The sequence below is a fragment of the Xenorhabdus sp. SGI240 genome, from assembly GCF_040081915.1.
Lineage (GTDB): Bacteria > Pseudomonadota > Gammaproteobacteria > Enterobacterales > Enterobacteriaceae > Xenorhabdus > Xenorhabdus bakwenae.
Genome location: NZ_JBEBMB010000039.1, coordinates 37,199 through 57,334, shown reverse-complemented (window position 1 = coordinate 57,334; position 20,136 = coordinate 37,199). Strand labels below are relative to the sequence as shown.

The 20,136-nt window shown below is 43.3% G+C and carries 15 protein-coding genes and 1 riboswitch; of the genes, 9 read left to right on the top strand and 6 right to left on the bottom strand.

Annotated features, from left to right (window positions below; translation table 11 throughout):
- The first annotated feature begins 8 nt into the window (after positions 1-8).
- From ABLA76_RS09855 to baeR, 5 genes are read left to right on the top strand one after another with little or no spacing between them, the layout of a single operon-like run.
- A complete protein-coding gene (locus ABLA76_RS09855) occupies positions 9-1,238 on the top strand; it encodes an MdtA/MuxA family multidrug efflux RND transporter periplasmic adaptor subunit (protein WP_348987791.1) in 1,230 nt (409 codons plus the stop codon).
- Positions 1,238-4,399: an MdtB/MuxB family multidrug efflux RND transporter permease subunit gene (locus ABLA76_RS09850; protein ID WP_348987790.1), complete on the top strand. Its 3,162-nt coding sequence runs from the start codon at positions 1,238-1,240 to the stop codon at positions 4,397-4,399. Before ABLA76_RS09855 ends, ABLA76_RS09850 begins: the two co-directional genes overlap by 1 nt.
- On the top strand, positions 4,396-7,494 hold the full coding sequence (gene mdtC, locus ABLA76_RS09845; protein WP_348987789.1) for a multidrug efflux RND transporter permease subunit MdtC: 3,099 nt from the start codon (positions 4,396-4,398) through the stop codon (positions 7,492-7,494). The genes ABLA76_RS09850 and mdtC overlap by 4 nt, the downstream gene beginning before the upstream one ends.
- Positions 7,495-7,512: 18 nt before the next feature.
- On the top strand, positions 7,513-8,901 hold the full coding sequence (gene baeS, locus ABLA76_RS09840; RefSeq protein WP_348987822.1) for a two-component system sensor histidine kinase BaeS: 1,389 nt from the start codon (positions 7,513-7,515) through the stop codon (positions 8,899-8,901).
- Entirely contained in the window at positions 8,898-9,608 is a 711-nt protein-coding gene (baeR, locus tag ABLA76_RS09835; RefSeq protein WP_047767436.1) for a two-component system response regulator BaeR, read from the top strand. Before baeS ends, baeR begins: the two co-directional genes overlap by 4 nt.
- A 55-nt stretch (positions 9,609-9,663) precedes the next feature.
- Here baeR and ABLA76_RS09830 read toward each other — a convergent pair whose 3' ends face one another.
- Positions 9,664-10,842, bottom strand: a complete 1,179-nt coding sequence (locus ABLA76_RS09830; RefSeq protein ID WP_348987788.1) for an MFS transporter — start codon at positions 10,840-10,842, stop codon at positions 9,664-9,666.
- A gap of 243 nt (positions 10,843-11,085) precedes the next feature.
- On the opposite strand from ABLA76_RS09830, the gene ABLA76_RS09825 reads away from it, so the two are divergent.
- The 3 genes from ABLA76_RS09825 (at position 11,086) to fbaB (ending at position 14,550) form a co-directional block, all read left to right on the top strand.
- Positions 11,086-11,430, top strand: coding sequence for a YegP family protein (locus ABLA76_RS09825; RefSeq protein WP_047767431.1), 345 nt, complete (start codon positions 11,086-11,088; stop codon positions 11,428-11,430).
- 177 nt (positions 11,431-11,607) lie between these two features.
- A complete protein-coding gene (gene yegQ, locus ABLA76_RS09820; RefSeq protein ID WP_348987787.1) occupies positions 11,608-12,972 on the top strand; it encodes a tRNA 5-hydroxyuridine modification protein YegQ in 1,365 nt (454 codons plus the stop codon).
- Between the two features lie 528 nt (positions 12,973-13,500).
- Positions 13,501-14,550, top strand: coding sequence for a class I fructose-bisphosphate aldolase (gene fbaB, locus ABLA76_RS09815; RefSeq protein ID WP_348987786.1), 1,050 nt, complete (start codon positions 13,501-13,503; stop codon positions 14,548-14,550).
- 57 nt (positions 14,551-14,607) lie between these two features.
- Here fbaB and thiD read toward each other — a convergent pair whose 3' ends face one another.
- The 4 genes from thiD to ABLA76_RS09795 all read right to left on the bottom strand — a co-directional run bounded on the left by thiD (position 14,608) and on the right by ABLA76_RS09795 (position 18,505).
- Complete coding sequence (gene thiD, locus ABLA76_RS09810; protein ID WP_348987785.1) at positions 14,608-15,405, bottom strand: bifunctional hydroxymethylpyrimidine kinase/phosphomethylpyrimidine kinase; 798 nt, start codon at positions 15,403-15,405, stop codon at positions 14,608-14,610.
- Between the two features lie 44 nt (positions 15,406-15,449).
- Positions 15,450-15,542: riboswitch (TPP riboswitch) on the bottom strand.
- A gap of 122 nt (positions 15,543-15,664) precedes the next feature.
- Complete coding sequence (locus tag ABLA76_RS09805; RefSeq protein WP_047767423.1) at positions 15,665-15,874, bottom strand: cold-shock protein; 210 nt, start codon at positions 15,872-15,874, stop codon at positions 15,665-15,667.
- Between the two features lie 793 nt (positions 15,875-16,667).
- Entirely contained in the window at positions 16,668-18,032 is a 1,365-nt protein-coding gene (locus ABLA76_RS09800) for an amino acid permease (protein ID WP_047767421.1), read from the bottom strand.
- 317 nt (positions 18,033-18,349) lie between these two features.
- Positions 18,350-18,505: a PhoP/PhoQ regulator MgrB gene (locus tag ABLA76_RS09795; protein ID WP_348987784.1), complete on the bottom strand. Its 156-nt coding sequence runs from the start codon at positions 18,503-18,505 to the stop codon at positions 18,350-18,352.
- Between the two features lie 184 nt (positions 18,506-18,689).
- Between ABLA76_RS09795 and ABLA76_RS09790 the strand changes: the two genes are divergently transcribed.
- Positions 18,690-19,076 (top strand): helix-turn-helix domain-containing protein, encoded by a 387-nt coding sequence (locus ABLA76_RS09790; RefSeq protein ID WP_047767592.1) that lies wholly within the window; start codon positions 18,690-18,692, stop codon positions 19,074-19,076.
- A gap of 216 nt (positions 19,077-19,292) precedes the next feature.
- On the opposite strand, the gene ABLA76_RS09785 is transcribed toward ABLA76_RS09790, so the two are convergent.
- The gene (locus ABLA76_RS09785; RefSeq protein WP_348987821.1) at positions 19,293-20,123 is read right to left on the bottom strand and encodes an N-acetylmuramoyl-L-alanine amidase; all 831 of its coding nucleotides are present in this window, start codon (positions 20,121-20,123) and stop codon (positions 19,293-19,295) included.
- Between the last annotated feature and the right edge of the window lie 13 nt (positions 20,124-20,136).

Sequence of the window (20,136 nt, the reverse complement as noted above, 5' to 3'; positions counted from 1 at the left end):
TCGAGCAAATGAATAATAAAAGCCGTTCCTATTTTTTCCAACTCACTGCAGTGCTAGCCGTGATCGTCGGGGCTGTTTTCTTTGCGTGGAAATACTTCAACGTACCTTCATCAGCAGGTGACTCTCAGAATGCAGAATCAAAACCTAACCCCGCTCAACCACCAGTGCAAGTAGCGACGGCTGAAATCAAATCGATACCCCATTACTTAGGAGGATTAGGAACGGTTCTGGCGGCCAATACCGTCACTGTCACCAGCCAGGCGGAAGGTCAGTTAATCGCCCTGCATTTTAATGAGGGTCAATACGTCAAAAAAGGGGATTTGCTGGCAGAAATCGATCCCCGTTCTTTTCAAGTCAAACTTGCAAGAGCACAGGGACAATATGCCAAAGATCAAGCAACACTCGCTAACACTAAACAGGATTTGCTCCGTTTTCAGCAATTAGCGAAAAATAAACTTATCTCTCAGCAAGATCTGGATAAACAAATTTCTTTGGTTCGCCAGAACGAAGCCAGCTTACAGGCCGACCAGGCAGATATTGACGAAGCCAAACTGCAATTGACATATAGCCGTATTACAGCCCCGATTTCCGGTCGCGTCGGATTAAAACGCATTGATACCGGCAACTACGTATCCGGTGGCGGAGCAACGCCAATCGTCGTTATTACGCAAGTCGATCCTATTGATATCGTGTTCTCCCTGCCTGAAAACGATATTGATGCGGTGTTAAAGGCGCAAAAAAATCACAAAAATGTGGCTGTCATTGCGTGGGATCGCAATAATCAGCAGCCGTTGGCACAAGGAAAACTCATCAGTATCGATAATCAGATTGATGTTACTACTGGCACGATCAAGATGAAGGCTCAATTCAATAATCAAGATAATGTGTTGTTTCCTAATCAATTCGTCAATATTCAGATGAAAGTCAATACGTTGAATGATGTCGTCGTGATCCCTACGGCTGGATTACAAATGGGAAATAGCGGTCATTTCGTCTGGAAAGTGGATAAAGAGAACAAGGTTAGTAAACATAAGGTCGTTGCAGGTCTGCAAGATAGTCAATTAGCGGTCATCAATAGCGGGCTGTCAGCAGGTGAGCATGTCGTCACGGATGGCATTGACAACCTGACCGAAGGTGCCAGGGTTGAGATTGTCAACCCTTTGACAATCGAAGCACTTGATGCAGATAAAAATAAGAAAAATCCAGAGCAATCAAACGGTAAGACGGGGAACTCCTGATGCAATCTGATTCTCCAATGACCGGCGGAGGGCCATCCCGCCTGTTTATCCTGCGCCCTGTTGCCACGACACTGTTTATGATTGCGATCTTGCTGGCCGGGCTAATGGGTTACCGGATGCTGCCAGTTTCTGCATTGCCGCAAGTGGATTATCCAACTATTCAGGTGGTGACACTGTATCCTGGTGCCAATCCAGATGTGATGACATCCGCTGTCACTGCACCGCTGGAACGCCAATTTGGTCAGATGTCCGGCTTAAAACAAATGTCATCCAGAAGTTCCGGTGGAGCGTCTGTTATCACGTTGGTATTCCAGCTCTCACTGCCCTTGGATGTGGCAGAACAAGACGTACAGGCGGCGATCAATTCAGCCAGTAATCTGTTGCCCGATGATCTGCCGTATCCCCCCATTTACAGCAAAGTTAATCCGGCTGATCCGCCTATATTGACGCTGGCCGTAACCTCTGATGCCCTGCCGATGAGTCAGGTACAAGATATGGTAGAAACGCGCATATCCCAGCGTATTTCCCAAGTCAGTGGTGTCGGTTTGGTGACCTTAGCGGGCGGGCAACGTCCCGCTGTGCGCGTGAAATTGAACGCGCAGGCTTTGGCTGTCCAAGGATTAGACAGCGACGTTATCCGTTCTGCCATCATGAAAGCCAATGTGAATTCGGCAAAAGGCAGTTTTGACGGACCCACTCGCTCCATCACCATATCCTCCAACGATCAAATGAAATCTATCGATGATTACCGCAATTTAATCGTGGCTTATAAAAATAATGCGCCGATTCGCTTGCGTGATGTCGCCACCATTGAACAGGGGGTGGAGAATAACAAATTGGGCGCCTGGGCAAATGAAAAACCTGCCATCGTTATCAATGTTCAGCGCCAGCCTGGAGCCAATGTTATTGAGACTACGGATAATATCCGCGTCATGTTGCCGGAATTGATCAACAGCCTGCCCAAATCAGTCAATGTGGAAATGCTGACAGATCGTACCGTCTCAATCCGTCATTCAGTCAACGATGTTCAATTTGAACTGTTGCTGGCGATAGCGCTGGTCGTCATGGTGATCTATCTGTTTTTGCGCAATGTCACCGCAACCTTGATCCCCAGTATTGCCGTACCGCTTTCACTGGTAGGGACATTTGCCGTAATGTATTTTTGCGGCTTCTCTGTCAATAACCTCACTTTAATGGCATTAACCATCGCAACCGGCTTTGTGGTGGACGATGCTATTGTGGTAATAGAAAATATTTCCCGTTACATTGAACAGGGAGAAAAACCGCTGGCGGCCGCCCTAAAAGGGGCGGGAGAAATCGGCTTTACGATTATCTCCCTGACTTTCTCATTAATCGCCGTTTTGATCCCCTTGCTGTTTATGGGGGATATCGTCGGTCGGCTATTCAGGGAATTCGCCATCACCCTTGCTGTCGCTATTTTAATTTCTGCCGTTGTCTCATTGACGCTAACGCCGATGATGTGTGCAAGGATGCTGAAACCCGAAGCTAATATTAAACACAATCGCTTCGAACAGGCGTGCGAACGCTTCTTTGAACTCATGATTGCGGTATATGCAGTCTTCCTGAAACGGGTGTTGAATCATCCCTGGATTACACTGGGTGTTGCATTCGGTACGTTGGCTCTGACCGCCCTGCTCTATATCATGATCCCCAAAGGATTCTTTCCCTTGCAAGATAACGGACTGATTCAGGGCACACTGGAAGCACCACAATCTATTTCATTCAATGCAATGGCAGATAAGCAACGACACGTTACGGCTCTGTTATTAAAAGATCCGGCTGTGGACAATGTCACCACCTTTATTGGTGTCGATGGTAGCAATCCAACATTGAATAATGCCCGTCTTCAAATCACGTTGAAACCACTCAGAGAGCGTGACGATAGGATTGACGAGGTGATCCCACGCCTGCAAGCGCGAATTGCTAAAGTCCCCGACGTCAAGTTATACCTGCAACCAACCCAGGATTTGACCATTGATACTCAGATCTCGCGCACGCAATACCAATTTACGTTGCAAGCTGCTTCGCTTGATGAACTCGCTGTCTGGGTGCCCAAATTGCAACATGCCCTGAAACAACGGCCAGAATTGATAGATACCGGTAACAATTGGCAGAATCAGGGGCTAGTGGCTTACCTTGATGTGAATAGGGATATGGCCAGTCGCTTTGGGATCTCTATGGCCGCCGTAGATAATGCGTTGTATAACGCTTTCGGCCAACGCTTGATTTCGACTATTTACACGCAATCAAATCAATATCGCGTTATCCTTGAGCAAGATACGAAGAATTCATCGGGGCTGGAAGCGATAAACAATCTTTATCTGACCGGTACTGATGGAAAAATGGTCCCTCTTAAAACTATTGCCACTGTCGAACAGCGGCTGGGGAACTTGTCTATCGACCATCTGCAACAATTTCCCGCTGTCATTTTTTCATTCAACGTAGCGAAAGATTCGTCCCTTGAACAAGCTGTTAATGCCGTCAAAGAGGCAGAACAAGCGATCCAAATGCCAAAAGACATCATTACCCAATTTCAGGGAGCAACGTTGGCGTTCCAGGACGCGCTCAGTAATACCCTCTGGCTGATTTTGGCTGCTGTCGTCGCCATGTATATTGTGCTCGGTATCTTGTACGAAAGCTTTATTCACCCTGTCACAATCTTATCAACCTTGCCTACCGCCGGGGTGGGTGCATTGTTGGCTCTGATGGCTGGCGGGTATGAGCTAGATATTATCGCCATCATTGGGATCATTCTCTTAATTGGTATTGTCAAGAAAAATGCCATCATGATGATCGATTTTGCCCTGGCCGCAGAGCGGGAAAAAGGAATGACGCCTTATGAAGCCATTTACCAAGCCTGCCTGTTACGTTTCAGGCCGATATTGATGACGACAATGGCAGCACTGCTGGGCGCATTGCCCCTGATGTTGAGCACCGGTATTGGTGCAGAGCTGCGCCGGCCGCTAGGGGTCAGTATGGTGGGAGGTCTGATTATGAGCCAAATCCTAACTTTGTTCACAACTCCCGTGATTTATCTGCTGTTTGATCAATTAGCACACTACCGTCGAAATAAAAACAATAAGAAAGATAAACAAATCAGGCCAGATAAATCCTCAGTTAATCATCAGGAGCCGCTGTGAAATTCTTCGCCCTATTCACCCAGCGGCCAGTTGCCACAACATTACTGAGTTTAGCCATTACCCTGTGTGGTGCGCTCAGTTTTGTCCTGCTGCCTGTATCGCCGCTGCCACAGGTTGATTTTCCCGTGATAACTGTTCAGGCTTCCATGCCCGGTGCGTCACCAGAAACGATGGCCTCTTCCGTAACGACGCCTCTGGAACGCGCATTAGGCAGGATCGCGGGGGTAAAAGAGATGTCTTCTGCCAGCTCATTGGGAACGTCTTATATTTACCTGGAATTTGATCTCAGTCGGGATATCAATGGTGCAGCACGGGATGTTCAGGCTGCCATCAATGCCGCCCAAAGCTTGTTACCTTCCGGTATGCCAAGAAAACCAAGCTATCATAAAGCGAATCTGTCCAGCGCTCCAATCATGATTTTAACCCTCACTTCAGACAATTATAGTGAGGGGCAATTGTATGATCTTGCTTCCACCCGATTGGCCCAGAAAATTTCTCAGATAGAAGGCGTCAGCAAAGTCAGCGTTGGCGGTAGTTCATTACCGGCTATACGGGTTGAACTCAACCCAAATGCCCTCTTCAATCAAGGTGTTTCTCTTAACGATGTCAGTAATGCCATCAATAATGCTAATGTCCGATTGCCGACAGGTCATGTTGATTCCGATAACCAAATTTGGCAGCTACGCACCAATGATGAATTGAAAACACCTGACAGTTACCGTTCACTTATCGTTCATTATCATGATGGGGCACCTGTCAGGTTGCAGGACGTTGCCAGTGTGAAGAATTCGGTCGAGGATACCCGCGCCGCCGGCATGTCTGGAAATAAGTCGGCCATTGTTCTTATTATCCGCCGTGAAGCCAGTGCAAATATTATCTCAACCGTGCAGCGTATTCGTGCTCAACTCCCTGCCCTGCAAGCCTCCTTGCCTGCCAATATTCAGTTAAACGTTGCCCAGGATCGTTCTCCGACCATCCATGCTTCTCTGCAAGAAGTAGAACGTGCATTAGCCATTGCCGTCGCCCTGGTGATCCTGGTCGTGTTCCTGTTTTTACGTTCTGGTCGGGCTACGCTGATTCCGGCAATTGCCGTTCCGGTATCGCTGATTGGTACTTTTACGGCCATGTATTTATGTGGTTTCAGCTTAAACAATCTTTCGTTGATGGCATTAACCATTGCCACCGGATTTGTGGTTGATGATGCCATTGTGGTACTGGAGAATATTTCCCGCCATTTGAATGCGGGTTTAACGCCCATGCAGGCAGCCCTTAAGGGAACCAGAGAAGTCGGGTTCACTGTGCTGGCTATGAGCTTGTCACTTATTGCGGTATTTATTCCCCTTATCTTGATCGATGAATTACTCGGCAGATTGTTCCGGGATTTTGCTGTCACACTGGCAACCGCCATCGGGATTTCGCTGTTAATTTCACTGACCTTAACCCCGATGATGTGTGCACATCTGCTCAAATCCACCCCTGAAAATGCCCAGAAGCAGGCACGGGGATTCGGTAAGGTATTGTTGAGAATTCAGCAGGGCTATGCCCATTCACTGAAATGGATACTCAATCATACTCGTTGGGTATTGTTGGCATTGGTCGGCATTATTGGCCTGAATATCTGGCTCTATATCAGCATTCCGAAAACGTTTTTCCCGCAACAAGATACGGGGAAAATGTTAGGGTTTGTGGTCGCTGATCAAAATATTTCATTTCAGGCTATGCGAAAAAAAGTGGAACGCTTTATGCAAGTCGTCAATGATGATCCAACTGTGGATAATGTCGTGGGTTTCACCGGTGGTGACAGCATCAATACGGGCTTTATGTTTGTTTCGCTAAAGCCATTAAAAGAGCGTAGCGAAAGTATCCAACATGTTATCACCCGCTTAAGAAGTAAACTGACCAATGAAGCGGGAGCACGTCTATATCTGGTTCCTGTTCAGGATCTGAGCAGTGGAGGACGAGGCGGTAAATCGACTTATCAGTTTAATTTGCTGTCGGATGATTTTGACGAACTGCGTAAATGGAGTCCTGTCATCAAGAAAGCATTGGAAAAATTGCCTCAATTGGTGGATGTAAACGCCGATGAAGACGAAGAGGCAAAAGGGGCTGAAATAGCGATTACCTATGATCGTGATGTGATGGCCCGTTTAGGCATCAATGTTGCTGAGGCAAATAATTTACTCAACAACGCTTTTGGGCAAAGACAGGTTTCCACGATTTATGCCCCTTTGAATCAATATAAAGTGGTCATGGAAGTTGCACCGCAATATAACCAAGATCCCAGTGCATTGGAGAAAATGTTTGTCATTAATAGCAAAGGAGAACGCATTCCCCTCTCCTACTTTGCCCAATGGCGTCCTGCCAATGCACCATTGGATGTTTATCACCAGGAACTTTCCGCTTCTTCTACCATTGCCTTTGATGTGGCACCCGGCTATACGCTATCTGATGCAATCAGTGCAATAGAAAGAACCATAACAGAACTGGGCGTTCCTTCAGCAGTACGTAGCTCTTTTGCAGGCACCGCACAGGATTTTCAAGAGAGTGAACGTTCCCAGTTATTAGTGATTCTGGCCGCCATCGTCACTGTTTATCTGGTACTTGGTGTACTCTATGAGAGTTATATTCATCCTCTGACCATCCTTTCTACCCTGCCTTCTGCGGGTGTAGGGGCTTTACTGGCTTTGGAACTGTTCAATACGCCCTTTAGCCTAATCGCCATGATTGGCATTATGCTGTTGGTTGGTATTGTCAAGAAAAATGCCATTATCATGGTGGATTTTGCCCTTGAAGCTCAACGAAACGACAAACTCAGTGCCCGGGAAGCGATTTTTCAAGCTAGTTTATTGCGATTCCGTCCGATCATGATGACGACGCTTTCGGCCTTGTTTGGCGCTTTACCTTTAGTACTGAGCAATGGGGATGGTGCAGAATTACGTTTCCCACTGGGGATCACGATTGTTGGTGGCCTGATGGTGAGCCAGCTTCTCACTTTGTATACCACTCCGGTTGTATATCTGTTTTTTGACCGATTGCGTGAAAAATGGCGCCTTCGCAAAGCCATATCATCTCAGATAGTTGACTCAAGTCGTTGAACCAGAATGAAACTCAGGATGAAAATGGGTATCAGCAGTAAATTGTTTCTGGCAATTTTTGCCACTTGTATGCTGGTATTGATCACAATGCACTGGGGCATTTACCTCAGCTTTCAGCACGGTTTTATGGGCTATATTAAACAAAATAGCCAAAATCGGACGAATATGCTGGCACAAGCATTGACAGAACAATACCAGCAATATGGTAACTGGCATTTTCTGACCCAGAATGATCGCGCGATATTCCAGATTATCCGTACGATTGAACAGAGTGACAATCCCTATCAAAAAACCAAACATCATGGTTGGCGTCCCCAATTTTGGGTTGTGGATACTCACATGAATCGTTTGGTTGGGCATTCTAATGACATTCCAGCGGAAAGTTATCGTGAGCCAGTTACCTATAAAAATAATATTGTTGGTTGGGTAATTGTCAGTGCATCAGACAAAATTACCCGTCAGGCTGATATTAGCTTTGCCCACCAGCAACAATTCACCAGTTGGACTATTGTCGGTTTTTCTACTTTATTGGCATTAATCGCCACTTTTCTTCTCTCACGTGGCCTGTTAAGACCGGTTAAGCGGCTAGTGGAAGGTACACATAAACTCGCGGCAGGCGATTTCAGTATTCGTGTCGTTCCATCCAGTAAAGATGAAATCGGTAAATTGGCAATGGATTTTAACCAACTTGCCAGCACGCTGGAAAAAAATGAACAGATGCGCCGTGATTATATGGCCGATATCTCCCATGAACTGCGCACTCCACTTTCTGTTTTGCGTGGTGAACTGGAAGCCTTACAAGATGGTTTACGGAAACCCACACAGGAAACACTCCATTCCTTGCTCGCGGAAGTGACTACCTTAACAAAACTGGTAGACGATCTGCATTTATTATCCCTTTCTGATCGTGGTTCGCTAGCTTATAAAAAAGAGTCTGTTAATGTCAGTGAATTACTGCAAATCTCCGTAGCGAATTATCATGGCCGTTTTGCGGATAAGCAAATCATGTTGGTATTGAATTTAAAAGACAACATAACACTGCTTGCTGATCCAAATCGGCTAACACAGTTATTTAATAATTTGCTGGAAAACAGCCTGCGTTACACCAATGAGCATGGAAAGGTAATTATTTGTGGATATTCAAATCAGCAAAAATGGATATTGGATATGCAGGACAGTGCGCCTGGATTGACGGCGGAACAATGCCAGCAGGTTTTTGAACGTTTTTATCGTTGCGAATCCTCCCGTAACCGCGCAAGCGGAGGTTCAGGGCTTGGGCTGGCGATTTGCTATAATATTGTTGAAGCCCATGATGGAATAATTCGCGTGGAAAGCTCACCTTTAGGCGGTATTAAAATTCACGTAGAATTACCGTTGATGAAATCGTCTGAACTTGAAACACAATGAGTACTACACATCTTACACAATATACTGTTCTCATCGTTGAAGATGAACCAAAGTTAGGGCAACTGCTGGTTGATTACCTACAATCCGCAGATTACCACACCCAATGGCTCAAACGTGGTGATGAAGTTATCGCTCATGTGCAAAAATTCCATCCCCATATTATCTTGCTTGATCTTATGTTGCCTGGTCTTGATGGATTGTCGGTCTGTCGGGAACTGCGTAAATTTTCAGATATTCCGATTGTCATGATGACGGCAAAAACGGAAGAAATTGACCGACTGCTCGGCTTAGAAATCGGGGCTGACGATTATATCTGTAAACCTTATAGCCCGCGGGAATTGGTAGCCAGAGTAAAGACAATCTTACGCCGTTGTTACCGTCCGAAAGAGATCATCAGTGAGCAAGGTGCGCTGGCCATTGATGAAAAACACTTTCAGGCACGTTATTTTGAACAGGTGCTTGAATTAACGCCGGTTGAATTCCGTCTGCTCAAAATTATGTCCAGCCAGCCAGGGCGGGTTTTTTCCCGTGATCAGCTATTAAATAACCTTTATAACGATCATCGCATTGTCAATGACCGTACTATTGATAGCCACATTAAAAACTTGCGCCGGAAACTGGAGCAACTGGATGGGGATAAATCTTTTATCCGCTCCATTTATGGATTAGGTTATCGTTGGGAAGCTGAAATCTGTCGTTTGATGTGAAGCACAGTAACCGGCATTAACCATACCAGTTACTGCTGCAACGCTCATTAGCTGCTTATGATTGCCTTTTTTCAACATTCAGCGTTCTTTTACGATCAAGCAAACCTGAAATGATAGCTAATAACAATGCCATTAAAGCTAATAACCCCCCGGCCAGATTAAGGGAGGTATAGCCATAATGAGATGCGATAATTACACCACCCAACCATGCCCCAACTGCATTACCCAAATTAAAGAATCCAATATTAACAGAGGAAACAAGATTAGGTGCGCCAGCCTCCTGAGCTTTATCCATCACCAGACGCTGGATTGGCGATACGGTGGCAAAGCCCGATGCTGCCATTAAAAACAGGCTCAAACAAGCAATGAACGGGTTGTCACCATAAAGCCAGAAAATAAATAAAATTAAGGACTGTAATCCTAGTGTCCAATACAGCAATGGCATCATCGCCTTATCTGCAAGTTTTCCACCCACAATATTGCCAAAGAAAAAACCTAACCCCAACACCAGCAAGATCCCTGTTATTGCGCTTTCAGAGAGTCCTGCAACATGGGTCATCAATGGCGCGATATAAGTCACTGTCGTAAAAAAGGCGGCAGGGCCTAAGACGGTGATCCCCATAGCCAAAAGAACATGGATATTGGTGAATGCCTGCAATTCTTTTTTAATACTGGCAGGCGCTTTTTGATCGAATTTAGGTAAAAACTTTAAAATCCCAGCTAATGCGATAATGCCAATAATCGTAATTATTGCAAAAGTAACGCGCCAGGAAATCGCTTTTCCTATCCATGTTCCAAACGGTATTCCAACCAAATTAGCCAGTGTCATTCCACTAAACATAAAGGCGATCGCAGTGGTTTTTTTATTGTCTGGCACTAATTCAGCAGCAATAATCGCACCAATTCCCATAAAAGCGCCGTGGGTTAAGGAAGCCACAATCCGGCCAATAATTGCCAGATAAAATGTCGGGGAAAAGGTGGTCAGTGCATTTCCGATAATAAATAATATCATTAACATGGAAAGCATCTTTTTCCTTTCTATACCTCCCCCCAATATGATTAGAACAGGCGCGCCAACAAATACACCAAGCGCATAACTGGTTACCATATACCCCGCAGTTGGTATTGAAATACTAAATTCGGTTGCGATTTCAGGAAGTAAACCCGCGACAATGAATTCGGTTGTCGCGATCCCAAATGTCGCTATGGCTAAAGCCCAAATAGCTACAGGCATGGAAAACTCCTAATAAGAGGCTGTATTAATCGAGTTATATTGCAACGGTGTGTCGTTATCTCTGCGAGAGACTGTAATATATTCGTACAACCGCCAATTGGGAAGCAGTTCAACCAAGACAAAATAGTGATCATGCTCTATAAAATAGTGAGACAGGGGATGAATTTTTCTCATCAAATCTCTTGGCTGTACGAAATTCAGGCTAAACTTAAGCTGATAATTACCCAATCAGGAGGATTTCTTATGGCTACTGGGCATTATGATCTTAAGAAAGCAAAGAACGGGCAATTTTATTTCAATCTGGTGGCTGCAAACGGTGACATTATTCTGAGCAGTGAAATGTATACCACCAAGGCTGCTGCCAATAAAGGCATTCACTCTGTGCAAGTTAATTCTCCCGATAAAACTCGCCATGAAGTGAAAAAAAACAAATCAGGCAAACCTTATTTTGTCCTGAAAGCCCGAAACCATCAAATTATTGCTATCAGTGAAACTCACACCAATGACGCAAGCATGAAGAAATCTATGCAGTCGGTCATGAAAATCGGTCCAACAGAAAGCATTCGTGACCTGACCAAACAAAATTAACCGGCACAATCAATGACTCGCGCCGTATCTGCGGCGCACTATCTTTATTTTCCATAATATATTTGTGCTAATGATAAAATAAGCGTTAAAATCCCCCTCCTTTAAACCTTACCCTTAGTAATGATATCAAGACCGGGTAAGAGCTGACTTGAACTCAGACCGAGAACGTTAAAAAATATGTTTACTCCAGAATTACTCTCTCCTGCCGGCTCTTTGAAAAACATGCGGTACGCATTCGCTTATGGCGCAGATGCCATTTATGCCGGACAACCTCGCTATAGTTTGCGTGTCCGTAATAATGCATTTAATCATGAGACATTGGCACAAGGCATTAAGGAGGCGCATGAATTAGGTAAGCGTTTTTATGTCGTTGTCAATATCGCACCACATAACGCAAAGTTGAAAACTTTTATTCGTGACTTAAAACCCGTCGTAGAAATGGGACCTGATGCTTTGATTATGTCTGACCCGGGCTTAATTATGATGGTGCGCGAGACATTTCCTGAAATAGACATTCATCTTTCGGTTCAAGCCAATGCCGTTAACTGGGCTACGGTCAAATTCTGGAAACAAATGGGGCTGACGCGAGTTATCCTTTCCCGTGAACTCTCGCTGGAAGAAATTGCTGAAATCCGCCAACAAGTGCCTGATATGGAGCTTGAGATTTTTGTGCACGGCGCACTTTGCATGGCTTATTCCGGCCGTTGCCTGTTATCGGGCTATATCAACAAGCGCGATCCCAATCAGGGCACTTGCACTAATGCCTGTCGCTGGGAATACAATGTGCAGGAAGGCAAGGAAGATAGTGTGGGTAACATTGTCCATAGGCACGATCCTATTCCAGTTAAAAACATGGAACCAACGCTCGGCCAAGGTGCACCAACGGATAAAGTCTTCATGATAGAAGAAGCCAAACGTCCTGGCGAATATATGTCAGCATTTGAAGATGAACATGGCACTTATATCATGAATTCCAAAGACTTACGCGCCCTTGAGCATGTGGAAAGATTAACCAACATGGGGGTTCACTCACTGAAAATCGAAGGCCGTACCAAATCTTTTTATTATTGTGCCCGCACCGCCCAAGTATATCGCCGTGCCATAGATGATGCTGCGGCTGGAAAACCCTTCGATCCAACATTGATGACCACATTAGAAGGTTTGGCGCACCGTGGCTATACAGAAGGTTTCCTGCGCCGTCATACTCATGATGCCTACCAAACTTACGAATACGGATATTCCGTATCAGACACTCAACAATTCGTTGGTGAATTTACTGGCAATCGCGTCAACGGACTGGCAGAAGTTGCCGTGAAGAATAAATTTCTTGTCGGGGATCATCTGGAACTCATGACTCCATCGGGTAATATTAACTTCACGTTAGAATCCATGACAAATAAAAAAGGCCAGGCTGTGGAAATTGCGCCGGGTGATGGGCATCTCGTTTATCTTCCTATTCCTGAAGAAATTAAGCTGAATTATGCTTTACTTGTGCGAAACTTAAAAGGTGGTAATACCAGAGCACCTCATCCATATGAGTGACAAGTGAAATAATCCGAAATAGGATTTTAAAGAAATTGATCTATTTTTTTAGAAATAGATCACATCAATGCTAATTTATTTCCCGTATTATTAGTTCTGAAAAATAAAAAACTAAAAAATTTTGACTGTAAGACTAGGAACCACCTCCTTGGCTAGCTCAATCTCCCTTGGGCTGGCCTTTTCTTTTATACAAACAAACAAAAATAAATTAATTCAATGAGTTAATAAAAATCCCTCACCTTAAAAAACATTAAATTAGTTAATGCTTCCAAATCCTGATTGGATGTTCATTACCCTTTTATGAGTAACCGTGTTTATAATAATCAAAAAAACACCTCTTGATAAATCATGTTGGAATTTATTCAGTTTAATGAAGGAAATTTTGAGAAAAAATAAATCCAATTTCTGAATAACTTCAATATTTGTCTTAACTGAAGCGATCCACTACGGCTTCCCTCTCCACTTGTCTTGTGATCAGCTCAAATATAAACAACAATCAGTAGCGCCTTTTGCAAACTGGAGTTAATCATGACTGATATCGTTAAGTTGTTAGGAAAAGACGCAGAGAGTTTATTGGAACATCAATGTAATACCATTCCACGTGACAATCTCTATCTTCCGGGTACAGATTTCGTTGATAGAGTCATGCTCGAAAATAACCGCCCCAATACTGTTCTTCGCTCCATGCAAACTTTATTGAATCATGGACGCCTGGCAGGTACGGGTTATCTCTCAATTTTGCCGGTAGATCAGGGGGTTGAACATTCCGCCAGCGCTTCTTTCGCTACCAATCCTCTCTATTTTGATCCTAAAAATATCGTTGAACTGGCGATTGAGGCAGGCTGTAATTGTGTTGCTTCAACTTACGGTGTTCTGGCGTCTGTTTCTCGCCGTTATGCCCATAAGATCCCGTTTCTGGTTAAGCTTAATCACAATGAAACGTTGACCTATCCCGCCCAATATGATCAAACTTTGTATGCCAGTGTCGAACAGGCATTTAACCTGGGTGCCGTTGCGGTAGGTGCAACAATCTATTATGGTTCTCCCGAGTCACGCCGCCAAATAGAAGAAATTTCAGCCGCCTTTGAACGCGCTCACGAACTCGGTATGGTCACTGTGTTATGGGCTTATCTGCGTAATTCTGCTTTCAAGAAAGATGGGGTTGATTACCACACCAGTGCCGATTTAACCGGCCAGGCGAATCATCTGGCCGCAACGATCGGCGCTGATATCGTTAAACAAAAAATGGCTGAAACTAATGGTGGTTATACTGCTATTGGGTTCGGGCACACGGATAAACGCGTCTATAGCAATTTGACCTCTGAACATCCGATTGATCTCGTTCGTTATCAAATTGCTAACTGTTATATGGGACGCGCTGGATTAATCAATTCAGGTGGTGCTTCTGGAAACAATGACTTAAGTGATTCTGTCCGCACTGCCGTTATCAATAAACGTGCCGGAGGAATGGGATTGATCCTTGGCCGCAAAGCGTTCAAGAAATCGATGACAGAGGGCGTTGAGTTAATCCGCTCCGTACAGGATGTTTATCTCGATAAGAAAATTACCATCGCCTAATCCATTAGATTCAGTACATTCAAAATGGGGATCTTTGCATCCCCATTATTCAAAAATTCACCACCATTGATGAAAATGGTGGACTGGCCCAATGCCATGACCAACCTGCAAACTATCCGCCTGCATCAGCGCCTTTTGTAAATATGTTTTGGCAACCGGCAACGTACTTTGCCAATCAGAGTACCGGGGGCGTAATGCAGCAAGTGCTGCGGATAAAGTACAACCCGTTCCATGAGTATGCCGTGTATTGACTCTGGGAGCGCTGAAACGCCACTCTCCTTCCGAGGTAAAAAGCCAATCCGGGCTTTCCTCATTATTTAAATGTCCACCTTTCAATAAAACGGTCTGGCATCCCATTGAACGTAATGCACGCCCCTGCCATAACATTTCATCTTCAGTATTGGCAATATCACATTTCAATATAGCTGCTGCTTCCGGTAAATTAGGGGTGATCAAAGAGACGATCGGCAGTAATTGCTCTACCATTGCGGAAACAGACTCTGGTGATAACAAAGGATCACCGCTTTTCGCTACCATAACAGTATCCAGTACAATGTAAGGAATAGGATAACGCTGCAACGACTCTGCTATTACAGCGATATTAGCCGCATTCGACAACATACCAATTTTGGCACTGTCGATCCTGACATCTGAAAGCACGGATTCTAACTGAGCAGCAACAAAGAGGGGATCAAGTTCATAAACGGATTGTACACCCAGTGTATTTTGCGCAACCAACGCAGTGATAACTGTCGTACCGTAGGCTCCAAGCGCAGAAAAGGTTTTTAAATCGGCCTGAATGCCGGCACCACCGCCGGGATCGGTTCCTGCGATAGTCAGTGAGTTAATTCTCATTATGGTGATTCCTGCCACCAGCTAAAGAAAAGCGGGTATCGGAATAAGAGATACCATGACTTCCCTACGCTGGCATTATCCAAATCAGGTAATACGGGTACTTCTCAGTTCAATAAAGAACGCCCCGAGTCAAAAAAAATCACTCTATTAGTATCCCAATAGAGTGATATTTGCAATAGGTTATCGCCAGATAATAAAACTAAACTAACGATAAATAGATTTAACCAGCAATCAGATAGCCGCTAAATTAAATTTATTACTATAAAGTTTTAACGTTTGCAGCAGCAGGACCTTTAGGACCATCCTGAATTTCAAACTCAACCTGTTGGCCTTCAGACAATGTTTTAAACCCATCTTTCGTAATAGCAGAAAAATGTACAAATACATCTTTGCTACCGTTAGATGGAGTAATAAAACCAAAACCTTTAGACTCGTTGAACCACTTCACAGTACCAGTGATTTTTGCCATTTCAAAAATTTCCTTTGAATCACTTTATTCGCCTATTGGCATCAAAATAAACAAACCAGTATTAGTTACTGTTATTTATTAACAGAACTGTACTTCGTTTACCCATGTGTTTTATCACATACTCTTTATATAATCGCAAGCCATTTTTTCAGGTACTGGAGACAACGCACATATTTAAAACTCTAAATTTACATTCCGATTTGAAATTACTCAATAACCTTTAAGTCGCATAACCCCATGAATAAACGTAAAAAGAAAAATTCACCCCAAATAATATCTTTAATAAGACTAATATATAATACTGTTTTACCTATCAGTTATGGTGTAGGCCAGAGAGTTATTGTTATACAAAATTCATTTTAGGTAGCTGTAAAAATTATGGTTAATCTCACTTATTATTTTTGAACGTACAATATAGCCGTTTTACATGTAATCAGCTTACTTTTTGTTTATCCTTTATTAAATATTGTTCAATTATAATATTTGTGGGATGACTTTTTACTATTCATCCATATGATCATCCTCATACGATTTATTGATTTCATGAAGTGCATTTCGCCGGAGTAGTTAGCGTTTAACATAAAACTACATTGTCAAAAAAAGAGTATAAACATTCTTATTCTGCATTATGGAGAAAATACAGAAATAATATTTTATTAAGAATAGAATTCACCAGAGAATGGTGTTTAGTTACATAAAATAACGGTAATGTATTATTTATTACTGACAATAACAATCAGCCGGGCATAATACCCGGCTGAAAAAACATGGCATGGATTAGCAACTAATCTGCTTATCTCTTGGCTTTCTTTGAGCGAACAATCAAATAACCAATCCATAAGACACCAATCCAAAACGGCATCAAGATGACTGAAATACGAATTGGTGGCATCGTTAGTATAATAACAAGAATGAATGCCAGGAATACTAAACACAGGTAGTTTCCAAATGGATACCACAGTGCCTGAAATTTCGTCTTGACACCTTCTTTATCTTTAGCTGAACGGAATTTCAAATGAGCACAACAAATCATAATCCAGTTAATGACCAGAGTTGTTACCACTAATGCCATTAACAACTCAAATGCCTTACCGGGCATAACATAGTTAATCAATACACCAATTGATGTTACCAGCGCGGATAAACCAATAGACAAGACAGGGACATTGCGTTTGTTAACTTTTGTGAGTGCATAAGGCGCATTGCCTTGTTTAGCCAAACCATACAGCATCCGGCTATTACAATACACACCACTGTTATAAACCGACAACGCCGCCGTTAGTACCACCACATTCAGCGCATTCGCTACCCAGAAATTATCCAGATCATGGAAAATCAAAACGAATGGGCTGCCGCCTTCTACCACCTTCTCCCACGGATACAACGACAGCAAAATAGCCAATGAACCGATATAGAACAGCAAGATGCGATAAACAACCTGGTTAGTAGCTTTTGGGATATTCTTCTCAGGATTTTCTGCTTCTGCTGCGGTAATGCCGACCATTTCCAGCCCGCCAAATGAAAACATGATCACAGCCAGCGCCATAATCAAGCCAGAAATCCCATTTGGCATAAAGCCGCCCTGCTGCCACAAGTTGGTGATACTTGCCTGTGGGCCACCATTACCGCTAATCAGCAAATAACTTCCAAAGATAATCATCCCGACGATGGCACTGACTTTAATGATAGAGAACCAAAATTCGGTTTCACCATATAACCGAACATTAATTAGATTGACGAGATTAATCAGTACAAAGAATATTGCCGCAGAAATCCATGTTGGAAAGTCCGGCCACCAATATTGGATATACATACCAACAGCCGTTAATTCTGCCATTCCAACCAAAATAAACATTGCCCAATAATTCCAGCCTGCCAGAAAACCGGCAAAATTCCCCCAATATTTATAAGCAAAGTGGCTAAATGACCCCGCGACGGGCTCTTCAACAACCATTTCGCCCAGTTGGCGCATAATTAAAAATGCGATAAACCCGCCGAGTGCATACCCAAGGAGCACTGAAGGCCCAGCCATTTTAATAGTTTGGGCAATACCTAAAAATAACCCCGTTCCTACTGCACCGCCGAGAGCAATAAGCTGAATATGTCTGTTCTTTAAACCACGCTTAAGCGTAGATTGTTGTTCTTGTTGTTCTGCCATCTAATCCTCTTTTTACGATGCTTAGAACCCGTCTCATTAGAAGTTGTTTTATTTGTTGTTTTGAACCGTTGTACCTGAATAGAGCCAGAAATTCTCCAACTCTTCTCAAATTCTTACATTGCGCAAAATTTGTTGAGTTCAAAATTTCTCAACATAGTTCCTTCAACATATTATATATGATTGAGTTATATACTAATTTAACGCAATATTGAGTTTGTTAATTCGTATCAAGTGGATATTAAAACACCATTTACAAAGAATGAGTACTGCGGAGGCATATTAACACACATGCAGGCAAAATAATGGTTGATTAAATGTCAAAAAGGTAAGTATCGGGTGATAGAACAAACACCTAATTCGAACACATCATTACCTTGCTCACAATGTACATCCAACGCTAACAAATACAAAAACAAACATATCAATATCAAGCATAGAGCTGAGAGGATTTTTTTAGTATTCAATGAGGTCACCTTAGGATTATTTCATTGTAGTTAACTTTATAATAAAATATTATAGAGAGTTATCATATGATAGAGTGATAATAGTGTATTAAAATTTTTAATCTAATCACTGTACCTCTATTAATGATGGGTTTTGTCATCTTGAAAAGAAGTTGTGTATACTTCCCCAACCTTCAACCAATTTAAAATTGTAATGGCACAAGATAACCACTTAGCACTTGTATGCGCACTGAGTAAATGGATAGAAAACCATCTTGGCCGTGTCATTCATCTTGAAGAGCTTGCTGCTTATTCTGGCTATTCACTTTGGCACATGCAGAAAATATTCAAGGAAGTTACCGGCATATCTCTTGGGAAGTACATCCGTCAACGACGCCTGGCTGGCGCTGTTTATCTGTTGAAAAATAGTTCTTTGCCTATTTTTGATATTGCCCTGGATTTCGGGTTTGGCTCTCAATCCCATTTTACCTATATGTTCCGTAAAGAGTACGGCATTACACCTTATGATTTTCGCCAAAGTACAGATATTGAACTTGGAGTTAAGCTTCCACTACATTTAACTGACAACTGCGGATCATAAAACCGGGTATCGTTAGCGGCCATTCATCATGGCCGCCATGCCTCGGCTTACTTATATCCACTACCTTCTCTTTCCAAAAAACATCATTCTGTTTCTATATACTCGATAAACTTCAAGTTGCCATCTGCAAGATGACGCGAAGCCTTATATTTCCCCACGCAGCGGGGATATATAACACGCATCCTGAAGTTGGATTGGTATATTAAGCATAAATCGTTATTGATATTTTTCTACCAGTGCCAGAGCTATCGCTTCCGTTTCTGCATCGGGAATGCCACTAATGTCTGACGGGCGAAAATGCATCTGAAATGCTTGAATCGTTTTATAAGTGACGCTATCCAAAATTCCCGTTTGAGGAATACGATAACCATAAAGGGCCAGTGCTTTCTGAACTGATATGACTGACGCCCGCATACCCGGTGCTCTACCCGCCAAATATTTATTCACTGTTGCATGATCGGGCCAGGCCCCAATCCCCTGTTCATAAAGTTCGCGCCACGGAAAAACAGGCCCAGGATCGTCTTTTCTCAGTGGGGCAATATCGCTATGACCCACAACATTCACAGCCTGGATCTTATGCCTGTGCATAATATCTTTTGCCAATCTGATAATTGCGTCAATTTGTGATGGGTGATATGAACACCATTCTTTTTTAATAAACGCTTGTTTAAAGCCGCAATTAACAATTTCTATACCAATAGAATAGCGGTTCAAGCTTTGGTATCCATTCCACTCACTCTTTCCCGCATGCCATGCCCTTTCCTTTTCTGAAACCAGTTGGAAAATAATCGGCTCTTTATCCTGATATCTCGGTTGCGAAGGAATAAGGTAATGAATACTAACGCGGCCTCCCGTTAATTCCCGTAAAGATCTTTTATCATCTAACGCGGTATAGTGAAGGACAAGAAACCTAATTGAGTCAATACGTTGCTTGGTCGAATAAGGATAGGAATAGTCAACAATATAACCATTTCTATCTTTTAGCTCAGGGGAATAAGAACAACCAATCAACAATGTGATAAATAGGCATATTATTAATCGTTTTATCATGATCGGTCAG

Coding starts and splice junctions, on each gene's coding strand:
- ABLA76_RS09850 (WP_348987790.1), top strand. CDS start 1,238: ATGCAATCTGATTCTCCAATGACCGGCGGAGGGCCATCCCGCCTGTTT.
- baeR (WP_047767436.1), top strand. CDS start 8,898: ATGAGTACTACACATCTTACACAATATACTGTTCTCATCGTTGAAGAT.
- fbaB (WP_348987786.1), top strand. CDS start 13,501: ATGACTGATATCGTTAAGTTGTTAGGAAAAGACGCAGAGAGTTTATTG.
- ABLA76_RS09790 (WP_047767592.1), top strand. CDS start 18,690: ATGGCACAAGATAACCACTTAGCACTTGTATGCGCACTGAGTAAATGG.
- ABLA76_RS09855 (WP_348987791.1), top strand. CDS start 9: ATGAATAATAAAAGCCGTTCCTATTTTTTCCAACTCACTGCAGTGCTA.
- baeS (WP_348987822.1), top strand. CDS start 7,513: ATGAAAATGGGTATCAGCAGTAAATTGTTTCTGGCAATTTTTGCCACT.
- yegQ (WP_348987787.1), top strand. CDS start 11,608: ATGTTTACTCCAGAATTACTCTCTCCTGCCGGCTCTTTGAAAAACATG.
- ABLA76_RS09805 (WP_047767423.1), bottom strand. CDS start 15,874: ATGGCAAAAATCACTGGTACTGTGAAGTGGTTCAACGAGTCTAAAGGT.
- thiD (WP_348987785.1), bottom strand. CDS start 15,405: ATGAGAATTAACTCACTGACTATCGCAGGAACCGATCCCGGCGGTGGT.
- ABLA76_RS09830 (WP_348987788.1), bottom strand. CDS start 10,842: ATGCCTGTAGCTATTTGGGCTTTAGCCATAGCGACATTTGGGATCGCG.
- ABLA76_RS09800 (WP_047767421.1), bottom strand. CDS start 18,032: ATGGCAGAACAACAAGAACAACAATCTACGCTTAAGCGTGGTTTAAAG.
- ABLA76_RS09825 (WP_047767431.1), top strand. CDS start 11,086: ATGGCTACTGGGCATTATGATCTTAAGAAAGCAAAGAACGGGCAATTT.